Raw genomic sequence first — 14,811 nt, forward strand, 5'->3', positions numbered from 1 at the left:
ACACTGGATAACGCGCAGTTAGTGGAGGACCGATGAAGAAGCCCAGGTAGATGGATTATTTAGCCCAACCTAAGTTGGTTGAGCTTCGGTCCTGACTTATCGTTTGCTCTAGGTGTCGGGCGAGGAATGTCCGACTCATCGCCCGTCCCGGTCACGAGCCGGGGGCTTCAGCCCACGGGCGAGCACGGCGCGGCAGGTAGTGAACTCCGTTCGAGTTTCGCTGTCGCCGAGCACCCGGTTTACAGAAGCGAAGCGGGTGACAACTGGAGAGTTCGACTGCACGGGATGACCATCAGCGCCGCTGGTCGCCGCAACGTCCGGACGCAGTCTAGACGGAGGCGATTCGACAAGGCCGTTCATACGAAGGCACGACTCGAAGGCCTCTTCGTTGAAGGCGCCTATTTTTGAAGGCAGAGGCATGACGCAACTTCCTGGCCACCGTGGTGAGCCGCGAATGGGACACCATTCGCCCGGTCGCATCGGTCTGTACGACCCGGCGAACGAACACGACTCCTGTGGTGTCGCATTCGTCGTCGATATGCACGGCCGCCGCAGCCGCGACATCGTCGACAAGGCGATCACCGCACTGCTGAACCTGGAGCACCGCGGTGCTGCGGGTGCAGAGCCCAATTCCGGTGACGGTGCAGGCATCCTCATTCAGCTCCCGGACAAGTTCTTCCGGGCCGCACTGGCCGAATCCGGAGCCGATTTCGAGCTGCCGCCGGAAGGTTCGTACGCCACCGGTATCGCATTCCTTCCCCAGGCACGTCGTGAAGCGGCCCGTGCGCGTTACCGCGTCGAGAAGATCGTCCGCGAAGAGGGCCTCGCCGTGCTCGGCTGGCGCGAGGTGCCGATCGACGAATCCTCCCTGGGTGCGCTCTCGCGCGATGCGATGCCGACCTTCCTGCAGCTGTTCATCGCCTCGCCCTCCGGCGGCGCCGAGCAGCTCTCCGGGATGGCTCTGGAGCGCCGCGCCTACGTGGTGCGCAAGCGGGTCGAGCACGAGCTCGGCAAGCAGGGCGCCGGCGAGGGCGCGGTCGGCCGCGAGACCGTCTACTTCCCCAGCCTGTCCGGGCAGACCTTCGTCTACAAGGGCATGTTCACCACCCCGCAGCTGCGGGCGTTCTACTTGGACCTGCAGGACGACCGGGTGGAGTCGGCGCTGGGCATCGTGCACTCGCGCTTCTCGACCAACACCTTCCCGTCCTGGCCGCTGGCCCATCCGTTCCGCCGCGTGGCACACAACGGTGAGATCAACACCGTCACCGGTAACGAGAACTGGATGCGGGCCCGCGAGGCGCTGCTGAACTCCGAGGTCTTCGGCACCGACCAGGAGGGCAACAACCGCCTGGAGAAGATCTTCCCGGTCTGTACCCCGGGTGCCTCCGACACCGCGCGTTTCGACGAGGTGCTGGAACTGCTGCATCTGGGTGGGCGCAGCTTGCCGCACGCCGTGCTGATGATGATCCCGGAGGCCTGGGAGCGGCACGAGTCGATGGATCCGGCGCAGCGCGCCTTCTACCGCTACCACTCTATGCTGATGGAGCCGTGGGACGGCCCGGCCTCGGTGTGCTTCACCGACGGCAACGTGGTCGGCGCGGTGCTGGACCGCAACGGTCTGCGCCCCTCGCGCATCTGGGTCACCGACGACGGCCTGGTCGTCATGGCCTCCGAGGTCGGCGTGCTCGATATCGAGCCGTCGAAGGTAATCAGCAAGTCCCGGCTGCAGCCCGGCCGGATGTTCCTGGTCGACACCTCGCAGGGCCGCATCATCAGTGACGACGAGGTCAAGTCGGAGCTGGCCGCCGAGCATCCGTACCAGCAGTGGCTCGACGACGGGCTCACCAAGCTGGCCGAGCTGCCCGACCGCCCGCACGAGCACATGTCGCACGATCGTGTGCTGATCCGCCAGCAGATCTTCGGATACTCCACCGAGGATCTGAATCTGCTGATCTCGCCGATGGCCAAGACCGGCGGTGAGGCGCTCGGCTCGATGGGCACCGACACCCCGATCGCGGTGTTGTCCGCTCGGCCGCGGCTGCTGTTCGACTACTTCGCCCAGCAGTTCGCGCAGGTCACCAACCCGCCGCTGGACGCCATCCGTGAGGAGGTCGTCACCAGCCTGCGCAGCGCCATCGGACCCGAGGCCGATCTGCTGCATCCGGGCCCGGATTCCTGTCGCCACATCACGCTGACCCAGCCGATCATCGACAACGATGAGCTGGACAAACTGGTCCACATCAACGACGACGGCTCGCAGCCCGGGCTGCGCTCGGTGGTCGTGCGCGGTCTCTACCCGGTGCGTGAGGGCGGTGCGGGCCTGCGCAAGGCGCTCGCGGCCATCAACGACCAGGTGTCGACCGCCATCGACGGTGGCGCGCGCACCATCGTGCTGTCCGATCGCGAATCCAACGAGAAGCTGGCGCCGATTCCGTCGCTGCTGCTCACCGCGTCGGTTCATCACCATCTGGTGCGCGAGCGCACCCGCACCAAGGTCGGCCTGGTCATCGAGGCCGGCGACGCCCGCGAGGTGCACCACATGGCCATGCTGGTCGGTTTCGGCGCAGCCGCGATCAACCCGTACATGGTCTTCGAGTCGCTCGAGGACATGCTCGAGCGCGGTGCTCTGGAGATGCCGGGCAGCACCGGTGACAAGGGTGCCGATTTCGCCACGGCGGTGAAGAACTACAACAAGGCCGCGGGCAAGGGCGTGCTGAAGGTGATGTCCAAGATGGGCATCTCCACCGTCGCCTCCTACCGTGGTGCCCAGCTGTTCCAGGTCATCGGCCTGTCGCAGGAACTGTGCGATCAGTACTTCACCGGGATGAACTCGCCCCTGGGCGGCATCGGTCTCGACGGCATCGCCGACGAGGTCGCCACCCGGCACCGGGTCGCCTACCTGGAGAACCGCAACGAGCGCGCCCATCGCGAACTCGAGATCGGCGGCGAGTACCAGTGGCGGCGCGAGGGGGAGTACCACCTTTTCAACCCGGACACCGTGTTCAAGCTGCAGCATGCGACCCGCTCGGGCCAGTACTCGATCTTCAAGGAGTACACCCGGATGGTCGACGACCAGTCCGAGCGGCTGGCCTCGCTGCGCGGCCTGTTCAAGTTCAAGACCGGCAAGCGGCACGCGATCCCGATCGAGGAAGTCGAGCCGGCGAGCGAGATCGTCAAGCGTTTCTCGACCGGTGCGATGAGCTACGGCTCCATCTCGTCCGAGGCGCACGAAACCCTCGCGATCGCGATGAACCGGCTGAAGGGCCGCTCCAACTCGGGTGAGGGCGGCGAATCGCCGGCTCGCTTCGAGCCGGAGGACAACGGCGACTGGCGCCGGAGCGCGATCAAACAGGTGGCCTCGGGTCGTTTCGGTGTCACCGCGCACTACCTGACCAACTGCACCGACATCCAGATCAAGATGGCCCAGGGCGCCAAGCCGGGCGAGGGCGGTCAGCTGCCCGCGCACAAGGTGTACCCGTGGGTCGCCGAGGTGCGGCACTCGACGCCGGGTGTCGGCCTGATCTCGCCGCCGCCGCATCACGACATCTACTCGATCGAGGATCTCGCGCAGCTGATCCACGACCTGAAGAATGCGAATCCGCAGGCTCGGATTCACGTGAAACTTGTTTCGGAGCCCGGCGTGGGCACCGTCGCCGCCGGCGTCTCCAAGGCGCACGCCGACGTCGTCCTGATCTCCGGTCACGACGGTGGCACCGGCGCATCGCCGCTGACCTCGCTCAAGCATGCGGGTGGTCCCTGGGAGCTCGGCCTGGCCGAAACCCAGCAGACTCTGCTGCTCAACGGTCTGCGCGACCGGATCGTGGTACAGGTCGACGGCCAGATGAAGACCGGCCGCGATGTGCTCATCGGTGCGCTGCTGGGCGCCGAGGAGTACGGCTTCGCGACCGCCCCGCTGGTGGTGTCCGGCTGCATCATGATGCGCGTCTGCCACTTGGACACCTGCCCGGTCGGTGTCGCCACCCAGAACCCGGTGCTGCGCCAGCGCTTCACCGGTAAGCCGGAATTCGTCGAGAACTTCTTCATGTTCATCGCCGAAGAGGTGCGAGAGCTGCTGGCTTCGCTGGGACTGCGCTCGCTCGACGAGGCCATCGGCCGGGTCGACCTGCTCGACACCACCAAGGCCAAGGAGCACTGGAAGGCCAGCCAGCTGGACCTGTCGCCGATCCTCGCCGATGTCGAGACGGCATTCATGTCCCAGGACCGCCGCTGCACCAAGCCACAGGATCACGGCCTGGACAAGGCGCTGGACAACCAGCTCATCGCGCAGGCCGTGGAGGCACTGGAGCGGGGTAAGCCGGTCAAGTTCGAAACCAAGGTCACCAACGTGAACCGCACGGTCGGCACCATGCTCGGCCACGAGGTCACCAAGCTCTACGGTGGCGCCGGCCTGCCCGACGACACCATCGACATCACGTTCACCGGTTCGGCGGGCAACAGCTTCGGCGCCTTCGTCCCGGCCGGTATCACGCTGCGCGTGTTCGGTGATGCCAACGACTACGTCGGTAAGGGCCTGTCCGGTGGCCACCTGGTGGTGCGGCCGTCGCTGAACGCACCCGAGGCCTTCGTGGCCGAGGAGAACATCATCGCCGGCAACGTGATCCTGTTCGGTGCCACCAGCGGTGAGGCATTCATCCGCGGTGTCGTCGGCGAGCGGTTCTGCGTGCGCAACTCGGGTGCCACCGCGGTGGTCGAGGGCGTGGGCGACCACGGTTGTGAGTACATGACTGGTGGCCGCGTGGTGATTCTCGGTGAAACGGGCCGCAACTTCGGTGCGGGTATGTCGGGCGGTATCGCCTACATCTACAACCCGAACGGCACGTTCGAAGCCAACCTCAACTCCGAGCTGGTCGACATCGAGCAGCTCGAGGGTGAGGACTTCACCTGGCTGCGCGATGTGGTGGGGTGCCATCGCGACCAGACCGGTTCGACTGTCGCCGAACGCATCCTCGGTGATTGGTCGCAGCAGGTGAACCACTTCGTGAAGGTTATGCCTCGCGACTACAAGAAGGTATTGCTCGCTATCTCCGAGGCCGAGAAGGCTGGACGGGATGTCGACGAGGCGATCATGGAGGCCGCACGTGGGTGATCCACAGGGATTTTTGAAGCACACCAAGCGGGAGCTGCCCACTCGGCGTCCGGTGCCGCTGCGCCTGATGGACTGGAAAGAGGTGTACGAGGAGAACTTCTCCCACGACACTCTGCAGACCCAGGCGAGCCGCTGCATGGACTGCGGTATCCCGTTCTGCCACAACGGTTGCCCGCTCGGGAACCTGATTCCGGAGTGGAACGACCTGGTCTACCGGGATCGCTGGCGCGAGGGCATCGATCGGCTGCACGCGACCAACAACTTCCCGGAATTCACCGGGCGGCTGTGCCCGGCGCCGTGTGAGGCGTCGTGCGTGCTCGGGATCAACCAGGATCCGGTCACCATCAAGCAGGTCGAGGTCGAGCTCATCGAGAACGCCTTCGACGAGGGCTGGGTGCAGCCGGTCTACCCGACCCGCCTGACCGGTAAGAAGGTCGCGGTCGTGGGCTCGGGGCCGGCCGGTCTGGCCGCGGCTCAGCAGTTGACCCGCGCCGGACATACCGTGACGGTGTTCGAGCGGGACGACCGCGTCGGCGGCCTGCTGCGCTACGGCATTCCGGAATTCAAGATGGAGAAGCGCTTCATCGACCGCCGCCTGGCGCAGATGGAGGCCGAGGGAACCGTCTTCAAGACCGGTGTGAACGTCGGTGTGGATATCACTGCCGAGCAGCTGCGCGAGCAGTTCGATTCGGTGGTGCTCGCGGGTGGTTCCACCATTGCGCGTGATCTGCCGATTCCCGGACGGGATCTGGACGGGATCCATCAGGCGATGGAATTCCTGCCGTTGTCCAACCGGGTGCAGCTCGGCGACGCCGTCACCGATGAGGACGGCCTGCCGCCCATCCACGCGAAGGATAAGAAGGTCGTCATCATCGGCGGTGGCGATACCGGCGCGGACTGCCTGGGCACCTCGCACCGTCAGGGCGCGAGCAGTGTGCACCAGTTCGAGATCATGCCGAAGCCGCCGGAAGAGCGGGCCACTTCTACTCCGTGGCCGACCTACCCGCTGATGTATCGCGTCTCCTCGGCGCACGAAGAGGGCGGCGAGCGCGTCTTCTCCGTGAACACCGAGCGGTTCGTGGGTGCGGACGGCAAGGTGACCGGACTGCAGGCGCACGAGGTGCAGAACGTCAACGGCCGTTTCGAGAAGGTCGAGGGCACCGACTTCACCCTGGAAGCCGATCTGGTGCTGCTGGCCATGGGCTTCGTCGGCCCGCAGAAGCCGGGTCTGCTCGAGGATCTGGGCGTCGGTTACGACCAGCGTGGCAACGTCAAGCGCGACAAGGCCTTCCAGACCACGGTGCCGGGTGTGTTCGTCGCCGGCGATATGGGCCGCGGTCAGTCGCTGATCGTCTGGGCCATCGCCGAGGGACGTGCCGCCGCGTCGGCGGTGGACAACTATCTCGAGGGTGAGACCGCGCTGCCGGTGCCGATCGCCCCGACGACGGCGCCGCAGCGCTGATCGACTCGCCGCGCTGACGCGTAGTTTCCGGAACGCTCACGGACTTTCGAGTCCGTGAGCGTTTCTTTTTCGGGTTTGTAGTGCTGGAACGTAAATCCTGGTCTCAAACATCGGAAATCGGACCGGTTTTCGATCTCGTCTGGCAGCGGGCTGGTGACCCGGTTATCCTGTCCCCGACATGCCGGGACTGGTCCGGCTACGGGTCGGGTGAGACTGGAGCAGCATGCGGTTCAAGAGGGTTGTCGCGGCCGCCGGGGCGGCGATGGCGGTTCTGGCTGGTATGACGGTAACGGGCACCGCGCTCGGAAGTGGTTCCGCGGCAGCAGATCCGGGGTGCCCGGGCCTGTACGTGGTCGCGGTTCCGGGTACCTGGGAGACCGGCGGTCACAAGCCCGACCATATGGTCGGGCACGGCATGCTGGCCGGAGTGACCCGCGGACTACCGGGTAACACCCAGGTCGACTACATCAGTTACTCCGCGACCGCCTTCCCCTGGGAGGGCGACGTATACGGCGCTTCCAAGAAGGAGGCGACCGACAAGACCCGCGGCCTCATCAAGGCAATGGCGGCTCGGTGCGCGGGTACCCGTTATGCATTGGTCGGATACAGCCAGGGTGCCGACGCCGCAGGCGATGTCGCGGCGGAAATCGGTACCGGGCTCGGCGTGGTGCCGCCGGATCGCGTCGCCGGTGTCGGCCTGATCTCCGATCCGCGCCGGGCACCCACCGATATTCAGATCGGGCCGGTGGTCGGCGGTGCCGGCGCCGGTGGACCCCGGGTGGGTGGCTTCGGCTTCCTCAACGACCGGGTTCGCACCATCTGCGCCGCAGGCGATCTCTACTGCTCCACCGAGGACACCGATTACGTCACCCGCTTCGCCGGGTTCCTGGCCCAGGCCTCCGGGGCCAGCCCCGCGAATCTGTGGCGTTACCAGCTCGAAGCGGGGTCGATCATCGGCGATCTGATGGCGAACGGCGGTATGGCAACGCTGGGCACGCAACTCAGCCAGGGCGCCAACCAGAAGCGCGTGGACCAGCTGGAGGACTTCTACAGCTCCGGTACCCACACCTCCTACGGCAGCTATGCGGTCGGCGGTGGCCAGACCGCGATCTCGTGGATGCACAACTGGATCGCCGGTATGGCATGACCTCTCGCTGATGGCTCGTGATCTGTACGTGGTCGTCCACCCCGAGGCCACCCACCACACGGAGGGCCTGGTCGGAGGGTGGTACGACTCGGCGCTGACCGCCACCGGCGAGCGACAGGCGCGGCTGATCGCGGACCGGCTCGGTCACCGTATGCCGCCCGAGACCCGGATCTTCTCCTCGGACCTGCGGCGTGCGGAAGACACCGCACGCCGGCTCGGTCGCACCCTCGGTATCGAGGTCGAGACGGATCCGGATCTGCGCGAACAGTCCTACGGCATGGCCGGAGGCACGCCGGTGGGGACCATGTCGGCCGTGCCACCGCCCGCCGAGGGTGATCGGCTGAACCATTGTGACGGTGTCCCCGGCTCCGAATCCCGAGGTGAATTCGCCGGACGGGTGTACCGGGCGATGAACCGGATATGTGCCCGGCCGTGGGACCACGCGATCATCGTCGCGCACGGCGGCACGCTCACCTACTGCGTGGCGGCGTGGATCGCGATGCCGCTCGCTGCGGTGGGATACATGAAGCTCACCGCGTCAGCGGGTGGGATCACCCACCTACGTGAGGATCCCGTCACCTTCGATCGGCGGATCGTCTCGCTCGACGACGTCGCCCATCTGGACTAGCCGGCCTCGGCGCGCCCGCGCGGCCAATCGCGACGCGAGGTCGTGCACCTGCGCGGTGCGACCGCTCCACTCGTCGTCGACCGTACCGAGGTACCCGGCGAGGGCGAGTTCGATCGGACCACGATCGGCGTCCGAAAGCTGTTCCGCGATGTACCGGGCCGCAGCGTCTTTGGAGACGATGCGGCCGGTCTCGACCGTGACGACGATTCTGGCCACGGTGAGCAGGGCATTGCGTTCGTCACCTGCCAAGCCGTCGAGCAGATCCGGCAGTACCGCCACTGCGGCGTCCCGAATCGTCTCGGGTGCGAGCGGCGCCACGATCTCGGTCAGCGCAGGACCGTACAGCACGCGATGGCAGTCGAGAGCTGTCGCGACGAGGAGCAGGATGTCGGATTCGTCGGCTGGACGAAGCATGTGCCCGGCGGAGATGTTGGCACGCAACCATTCCCCGTACTGGTAGTCGTAGTGCGGTTGCGGCACCCACGGATGGTCTGCGCCGACAACGAGAATCGTGAGTTCGATCGGCCGCCGGTCGCCGGCCTCGGGAAAGGTGGTGCGGTGCCCGCGCCAACCGGAGACCGACAGCAGTAGTCGGGTCAGCGACTCGCGTTCGGCGGTACTCAGCGACCGGCGGGCCAGGACCAGCAGATCTATATCACTGTCGGGGCGTAATCCACCGGCGACCGCGGAACCGTAGAGGTATATCCCCACGGTGTCGCCCGGCCGTCGGCTCCGGAGGTGGTCGACCAGTCGCTCGAAGCCGACGGTCGTCGCATCGCTGTCGCGGGGCATCGAGGGGCTCAGAGCGTCTTGAGGAAACTCACGCGATCGAGTGCGGGCCCGTCGTAGTCCTGGACCGGTTCTCCGGCAGTGAAACCGAGCGCCTCGTGGAAGGCGATCGATCCGGTGTTGATCGGCGAGGTGATCGCCTTGGCCTTCGTCCGGCCGGCATTGCGAGCCATGGTGAAGAAGCGATCGTAGAGATCGCGCGCGAGCCCGGTACGGCGCATGTCCGGATGGACGCCGGTGAAGTGGATATACGCACATTCCGGGTCCGCGGGGGAGAGGAAACCGATCACGAATCCGGCCAGTGGTAGCTCCGGCGTCCGGGCGATGAGGCTGGTGTCGTGGAAGTGGTCGAGGAACAATCGGGTCAGGTCGCGGGATGCCGCGCGTCCCCACCAGTCGTCGACCACGCCGATGATCGAATCGAAGTCCTCCGGCCGCGCTGTGCGGACGGTGTAGTCGTGCTCGCCGCTTGTCATATCCCACTTTCGGTCGGTTGCGTACCTGAACTCGCCTACGGCTGGGCCATCAGCATCCAGCGGTGGCCGAACGGGTCGATGACGACCGATGTGCGTCCGTAGGGCTGGTCCTGTGGCATTCGTTCCACGGTAGCGCCGTGCTCGGCGGCGGCGTCGGTGACCGCATCCACGTCGACAACCCACAGGTGCAGCGAATGACTGTGCTTTCCCCCGGTCGGCACCCCGACCGGGACGTCGGGCCACAGCTGCGAGGGCTCGGCGAACATCAGTACCGAACCGCCGAGCGAAAGTTCCGCATGTCCGATGGTGCCGTCCTCGTTCACATACGGTTCACCCCGCGGAACAGCATCGAAGACCTCCCCGTACCAGTCCTGGGCACGTCGGGCATCGCTCACCACGAGATAGGGAGTGAGCACAGGATCGTCGGACGTCGCACGCGTGGTGGCGGTCCCGGCGTCGGGTTCGGACATGAACAGCACCTCCGGTTCGGTCATGTGAAGCCAGCCGTGTGATTCATCTCTCATGATTGTCCGTGCCGAACGTCTCGGCAACGACGAAGGCCACCCGACGGTGTGGTGGCCTTCGATCGTGCCGTGTTCGGTGGAGGTCAGCCGGCCGATCCGGTCGGCGGAAGTGGGGGCAGCGCGGGAGCGGGCGGGACGTCGTGGTTGCGGTGGTCGCGGTGTTCGCCCCGGTCCGGGCCGCGGTGATCGCTGCGATCGCCCCGATCGCCGTGGTGGTCGCCACGGTCGAGGGCGACCGCGGTGGCGCTGTTGTCCGGGGTGTCGGCGAAGGCCGGTACGGCCACGGCGGACAGTGGGACGACGACCAGGGCGCCTGCGACGGCGACACGGGATGCCACCCGGCGGGTACGGTTCTGCTGTTTCGCGATGGACTTCACGGTTCGGGCCTTTCTCTGCGACGAGTCAGCCGCGGTGACGGTTGTGCGGTGCGGCTGCCACGACCATCACAAGGCCCGAAGCTTGGATCACGGTGGTAGCCGACTGGCAATCGGCTGTGCGCCCGGGCTGGGCTTTCGGTTATCCGGCCTGTTCCCGGTTGCGGGGCAGCAGTTCCCAGACATGGCTGTTCTCGTTGATCGTCGCGGCGGTGCGGGTGCCGCTGCGGGAGAACAGGATTCTGGTGATCGAGCAGTAGTCGATCGGGAAGGTCAGTGGGCGCTCCAGGCCGAGGATGTCCTGCAGCAGCACGTTGATCACCCCGCCGTGGGCGAAGGCGACCACGGTGTCGGCCGGGTCCGCGGCGGCGACGAGGTCGGCGACCGCGGACAGTACCCGCTCGATGAAGGCGGGCCCATCGATCTGGTCGGGCAGATGACCGGATTTGATGCGCTCGTAGCTCGCCCGGAAATCGCGCTTGGCGTCCTCGATCGGGATGTAGGCGGGTAGGTCGCGATCGTATTCGGCCAGCCCGTCCACGATGTCGACCGGGAGCCCCAGATACTGCGCGGTCGGTGTCGCGGTAGCGCGGGCGCGGCGTTGCGGGCTGCTCACCACCCGTGTGATCCGGTGGCCGCCGGCGGCGAGCCGGGCGATCACCTGCGGTACCCGGGCGGCCTGGTCCACCCCCAACTCGGTGAGTTCGGGGTCGGCGGGGCCGGAGGTGGTCAGGACCCGCCCGGGCTGGGCGTGGCGAACGAGAACGAGCTGCACGGATCTACTGTGCCGGACGCTGGTGCGGGGTCGGCGACGGGGCATCGCCAGGGCCGCTCGAGGCCGGGCGGGTGCCAGAGCTTCGTGCCGATCTCCTCAGCTGTGCTCGCTGCGCGGTTTGACCAGCGGGAACGGTAGGGTCTCCCGGATGCTGCGGCCGGTGATGAGCATGACCACACGGTCCACACCGACTCCCAGCCCGCCGGTCGGTGGCATTGCGAACTCCAGGGATTCGAGGAACTCCTCGTCCAGTTCCATGGCTTCCGGGTCGCCCCCGGCCGCCAGCAGCGATTGTTCGGTGAGCCGTCGGCGCTGTTCGATCGGGTTGGTCAGCTCGCTGTAGGCGGTGCCCAGTTCCACTCCCCAGGCGACCAGATCCCACCGCTCGGCAACACCCTCGATGCTGCGGTGTGCCCGGGTGAGCGGGGACACCGAGGTCGGGAAGTCGATGTAGAAGGTCGGCTCCTGGGTGCGTTCCTCCACCAGGTGCTCATACATTTCCAGCACGATCTGGCCGGCGTCCCAGCCCGTCTGATAGGGCACCCGGGCCTTGTCGCACAGCAATCGCAACCGGTCCACTCCGGTATTCGGCGTGATGGCCTCGCCGACCGCCTCGGAGATGGCGCCGTGCACCGAACGCACCGGCCAGTCGCCGGAGATGTCGACTTCGACGAGGTCACCGTCCGGCCCCGGGCGCAGTGCGACGCAGGCACCGTTGGCGGCGACCGCGGCATCCTGGATCAACTGCCGGCAGGCATGCATCATGCGCTGGTAATCACTGTGCGCCTCATAGGCTTCCAGAATCGTGAACTCCGGGTTGTGGCTGTAGTCCACACCCTCGTTGCGGAAGACCCGCCCCAGTTCGAACACTCGCTCCATACCGCCGACACATAATCGCTTCAAATACAGCTCGGGTGCGATCCGCAGATACAGGTTCAGGTCGTAGGCGTTGATATGGGTGCGGAAGGGCGCGGCATTGGCGCCACCGTGCACCTGTTGCAACACCGGGGTCTCGACCTCGAGGAAGTCCCAGCTGTTCAACGTGTCGCGCAGCGAGCGCACCACCGCGCTGCGCTTGGCCAGCACCTCGCGCGCCTCGACGTTGATCGCCATGTCCACGTAGCGCCGCCGGACCCGCGCCTCGGGGTCGGCCAGGCCGCGCCACTTGTCCGGTAGTGGATGCAGGCATTTGCCGATCATCCGCCAGTCCTGGGCGAGCAGCGACAGTTCGCCGCGCCGGCTGGTACCGAGCCTGCCGCTGACTTCGATCAGGTCACCCAGGTCGAAGAATTCGCGGAACGCGCGGGACCGGCGGTCACCGACGCGCTCCCGGTCGATGAGGATCTGGACATCGTCGGACCAGTCGCGCAGCACCGCGAAGGTGACACCGCCGTAATCGCGGATGCGGAGCAGCCGCCCGCACACTCGGACCGTGGTGCCCTTGGGCGAGCGCCGCGCATCGGCGATCGAATGTGTCGGGGCGTAGGCCACCGGATAGGCATCGGTGCCGGCCTGTTCCAATCGCCGGACCTTGTCCATGCGCACCCGGACCTGTTCGGGGCGCCGGGCGATGGCCTGTTCCAGTGCCGAGGCGGGCCGTTCGGGCGGGCTGCCGTCCGCGTGCAGCCCGGTGACGGTCTCCGGTACCGCCGGACTGACACCGGTATGCACCATGACGTCGGGCTGTTCGCCGAAGCGGGGCAGGAAGCCTTCGGCCAGTGCGCTCGCCATCGCCACGCGTGGCAGCTGCCGGCGTTCTTCGAACAGGAAGAACCGCGGCACCCACTGCGGCTGATACTTCACATTGGATCGATACAAGGCCTCCAGCTGCCACCAGCGGCTGAAGAACATGAGCACGCTGCGCCACAGCCGCAGTACCGGCCCGGCGCCGATGCGGGCACCTTCCTCGAATACCGAGCGGAACACCGCGAAGTTCAGTGAGACCCGCGTGACGCCGTGCAGTTCCGAGGTCAGTGCCAGCTGCGAAATCATGAACTCCACGAGTCCGTTGGGGCCCTGTGGATCCCGGCGCATCACATCGAGTGAGACACCGCTGCGTCCCCAGGGCACCAGCGACAGCATGCCCCAGACCCGCCCGTCGTGGTCGACGGCCTCGACCAGCAAGTTGTCGCCGTCGAGCCGGTCGCCGAGGCGGCCCAGCGCCATCGAGAAACCGCGTTCGGTCTCGGTGTCGCGCCAGGCGTCCGCGTGTGCGATGACCTGCGCCATCTCATCGGGTGTCAATTCGCTGTGGCGCCGGATCCGGACCTCGAAGCCCTGCTTACGCAGTCGATTGGCGGCCTGTCGTACCTGTTTCATCTCCGGGCCGGCCAGGGAGAAGGTGCGGGTGTCGAGGATCGCCTCGTCGCCCAGGCGCAGTGCCGACAGGCCCGCGCGGCGATAGGCCGTGGCGCCTGGCTCGCTCGCGCCCATCACGGCCGGGGACCAGCCGTATTCGTCGGCCAGCCGCAACCAGGCCTCGATCGCCTGTGGCCAGGCCTCGTGCACACCGATCGGATCGCCCGAGGCCAGGCATACGCCGAGTTCGACCCGATAGGTGATCGCGGCTTTACCGCTGGGTGCGAACACCACCGCCTTGTCCCGCCGGGTCGCGAAGTACCCCAGGGAATCCTCGATGTCACCGCGGTCGAGCAGGCCGCGCACCGCTGATTCGTCGAGTCCGGTCATGGCGTTGGCGGCGCGTTGTGAGCGCAGCAGGACCAGTGCGGCGGACAGCAGTGCGATCGCGCCGAACAGGCCGAGCAACAGATTCACCAGGTGCGGCGGATGGCCGTCGAAGTTGTTGTCCGCGACCAGAATCGTCGCGGTGACCCGTGACACCGCCCACAGCAGCCGCTGCGCGCCCTGCGGCAGGCTGCCGGGGAACAGCTCCACCAGTCCCCAACCGAGCAGCGTGCCGATCACCAGTCCGCCGACCAGCACCCCCAGGGACTTCCATACCGCAGCCCGGCGCACCCGGGTGTAGAACTCCGGCCATGCCGCCACCAGCAGGCCGACCACCAGCAGGTGAACCAGCATGGCGGCCAGCGCGTGTGGATCGTCTTCCTCGGTGAAGTCGAGCGCGTTGGCGAGTGCGAACAGCGCCATGTAGACCGCAAGCAGCCACCAGGCGATCCGTTTTCGTGCGGCCGTGGCGGCCGCGAGCAGGGCGACGATCACCGCCCACATCAGATTCGTATCGGGTGCGTCGAAGTAGTACCGGTCGATGTAGTGCCGCGGCGCCGAGGTCAGATAGCGCAGCGTCAGCGAAATGCTCCACAGTGCACACAGAATCGAGAAGACACCCAGGACCAGGCCGATCAAGTGAGGGACTTCGCCGAGCCGACCGTGGGCGCGGTGGGGAACCGATGGCGCCGGCGTTCTGCGTTCGCGGTCGTGGAGCTGGTCTTGCTGGGAAGTCACCGAACCAGTGTGCGTGCTGCCGGCGCCCGAGGGGAGAAGGTCGCCGGGCGAGTCCTGCTCGGGCACGGTCATTATCGATCCTTTCGCCGGGCACCGATGGGGGCGG

The 14,811-nt window shown here is 66.7% G+C and carries 10 protein-coding genes; 4 read left to right on the plus strand and 6 right to left on the minus strand.

Going from position 1 to position 14,811, the window contains the following annotated elements; genetic code table 11:
• Positions 1-418 precede the first annotated feature (418 nt).
• The 4 genes from gltB to NV2_RS05940 all read left to right on the plus strand — a co-directional run bounded on the left by gltB (position 419) and on the right by NV2_RS05940 (position 8,344).
• Entirely contained in the window at positions 419-5,107 is a 4,689-nt protein-coding gene (gene gltB, locus NV2_RS05925) for a glutamate synthase large subunit (protein WP_084473991.1), read from the plus strand.
• Positions 5,100-6,569: a glutamate synthase subunit beta gene (locus NV2_RS05930; protein ID WP_067870443.1), complete on the plus strand. Its 1,470-nt coding sequence runs from the start codon at positions 5,100-5,102 to the stop codon at positions 6,567-6,569. The genes gltB and NV2_RS05930 overlap by 8 nt, the downstream gene beginning before the upstream one ends.
• A gap of 223 nt (positions 6,570-6,792) precedes the next feature.
• Entirely contained in the window at positions 6,793-7,716 is a 924-nt protein-coding gene (locus NV2_RS05935; protein ID WP_067870444.1) for a cutinase family protein, read from the plus strand.
• Positions 7,717-7,726: 10 nt separating this feature from the next.
• Positions 7,727-8,344: a histidine phosphatase family protein gene (locus NV2_RS05940; RefSeq protein ID WP_067870445.1), complete on the plus strand. Its 618-nt coding sequence runs from the start codon at positions 7,727-7,729 to the stop codon at positions 8,342-8,344.
• On the opposite strand, the gene NV2_RS05945 is transcribed toward NV2_RS05940, so the two are convergent.
• The 6 genes from NV2_RS05945 to lysX form a co-directional block, all read right to left on the minus strand.
• Positions 8,276-9,136 carry an aminoglycoside adenylyltransferase domain-containing protein gene (locus tag NV2_RS05945; protein WP_084473994.1) on the minus strand — a complete coding sequence of 287 codons (861 nt, stop codon included), beginning with the start codon at positions 9,134-9,136 and terminating at the stop codon, positions 8,276-8,278. The genes NV2_RS05940 and NV2_RS05945 overlap by 69 nt on opposite strands.
• Positions 9,137-9,144: 8 nt before the next feature.
• Positions 9,145-9,609 carry a GNAT family N-acetyltransferase gene (locus NV2_RS05950; RefSeq protein WP_067870446.1) on the minus strand — a complete coding sequence of 155 codons (465 nt, stop codon included), beginning with the start codon at positions 9,607-9,609 and terminating at the stop codon, positions 9,145-9,147.
• 35 nt (positions 9,610-9,644) lie between these two features.
• Entirely contained in the window at positions 9,645-10,079 is a 435-nt protein-coding gene (locus NV2_RS05955) for a VOC family protein (RefSeq protein ID WP_067870677.1), read from the minus strand.
• Positions 10,080-10,216: 137 nt separating this feature from the next.
• On the minus strand, positions 10,217-10,510 hold the full coding sequence (locus NV2_RS05960; protein ID WP_067870447.1) for a hypothetical protein: 294 nt from the start codon (positions 10,508-10,510) through the stop codon (positions 10,217-10,219).
• A gap of 139 nt (positions 10,511-10,649) precedes the next feature.
• Positions 10,650-11,282 carry a histidine phosphatase family protein gene (locus NV2_RS05965; protein ID WP_067870448.1) on the minus strand — a complete coding sequence of 211 codons (633 nt, stop codon included), beginning with the start codon at positions 11,280-11,282 and terminating at the stop codon, positions 10,650-10,652.
• Positions 11,283-11,378: 96 nt separating this feature from the next.
• Positions 11,379-14,777: a bifunctional lysylphosphatidylglycerol synthetase/lysine--tRNA ligase LysX gene (gene lysX / locus NV2_RS05970; RefSeq protein WP_084473996.1), complete on the minus strand. Its 3,399-nt coding sequence runs from the start codon at positions 14,775-14,777 to the stop codon at positions 11,379-11,381.
• Positions 14,778-14,811 lie beyond the last annotated feature (34 nt).

It is taken from the genome of Nocardia vermiculata NBRC 100427, from assembly GCF_001613265.1.
Lineage (GTDB): Bacteria > Actinomycetota > Actinomycetes > Mycobacteriales > Mycobacteriaceae > Nocardia > Nocardia vermiculata.

What these genes read in the sequence shown, in the direction of transcription:
- lysX (WP_084473996.1), bottom strand. Translation starts at nt 14,777, where the DNA reads ATGACCGTGCCCGAGCAGGACTCGCCCGGCGACCTTCTCCCCTCGGGC.
- NV2_RS05940 (WP_067870445.1), top strand. Translation starts at nt 7,727, where the DNA reads ATGGCTCGTGATCTGTACGTGGTCGTCCACCCCGAGGCCACCCACCAC.
- NV2_RS05935 (WP_067870444.1), top strand. Translation starts at nt 6,793, where the DNA reads ATGCGGTTCAAGAGGGTTGTCGCGGCCGCCGGGGCGGCGATGGCGGTT.
- gltB (WP_084473991.1), top strand. Translation starts at nt 419, where the DNA reads ATGACGCAACTTCCTGGCCACCGTGGTGAGCCGCGAATGGGACACCAT.
- NV2_RS05955 (WP_067870677.1), bottom strand. Translation starts at nt 10,079, where the DNA reads ATGTCCGAACCCGACGCCGGGACCGCCACCACGCGTGCGACGTCCGAC.
- NV2_RS05945 (WP_084473994.1), bottom strand. Translation starts at nt 9,136, where the DNA reads ATGCCCCGCGACAGCGATGCGACGACCGTCGGCTTCGAGCGACTGGTC.
- NV2_RS05950 (WP_067870446.1), bottom strand. Translation starts at nt 9,609, where the DNA reads ATGACAAGCGGCGAGCACGACTACACCGTCCGCACAGCGCGGCCGGAG.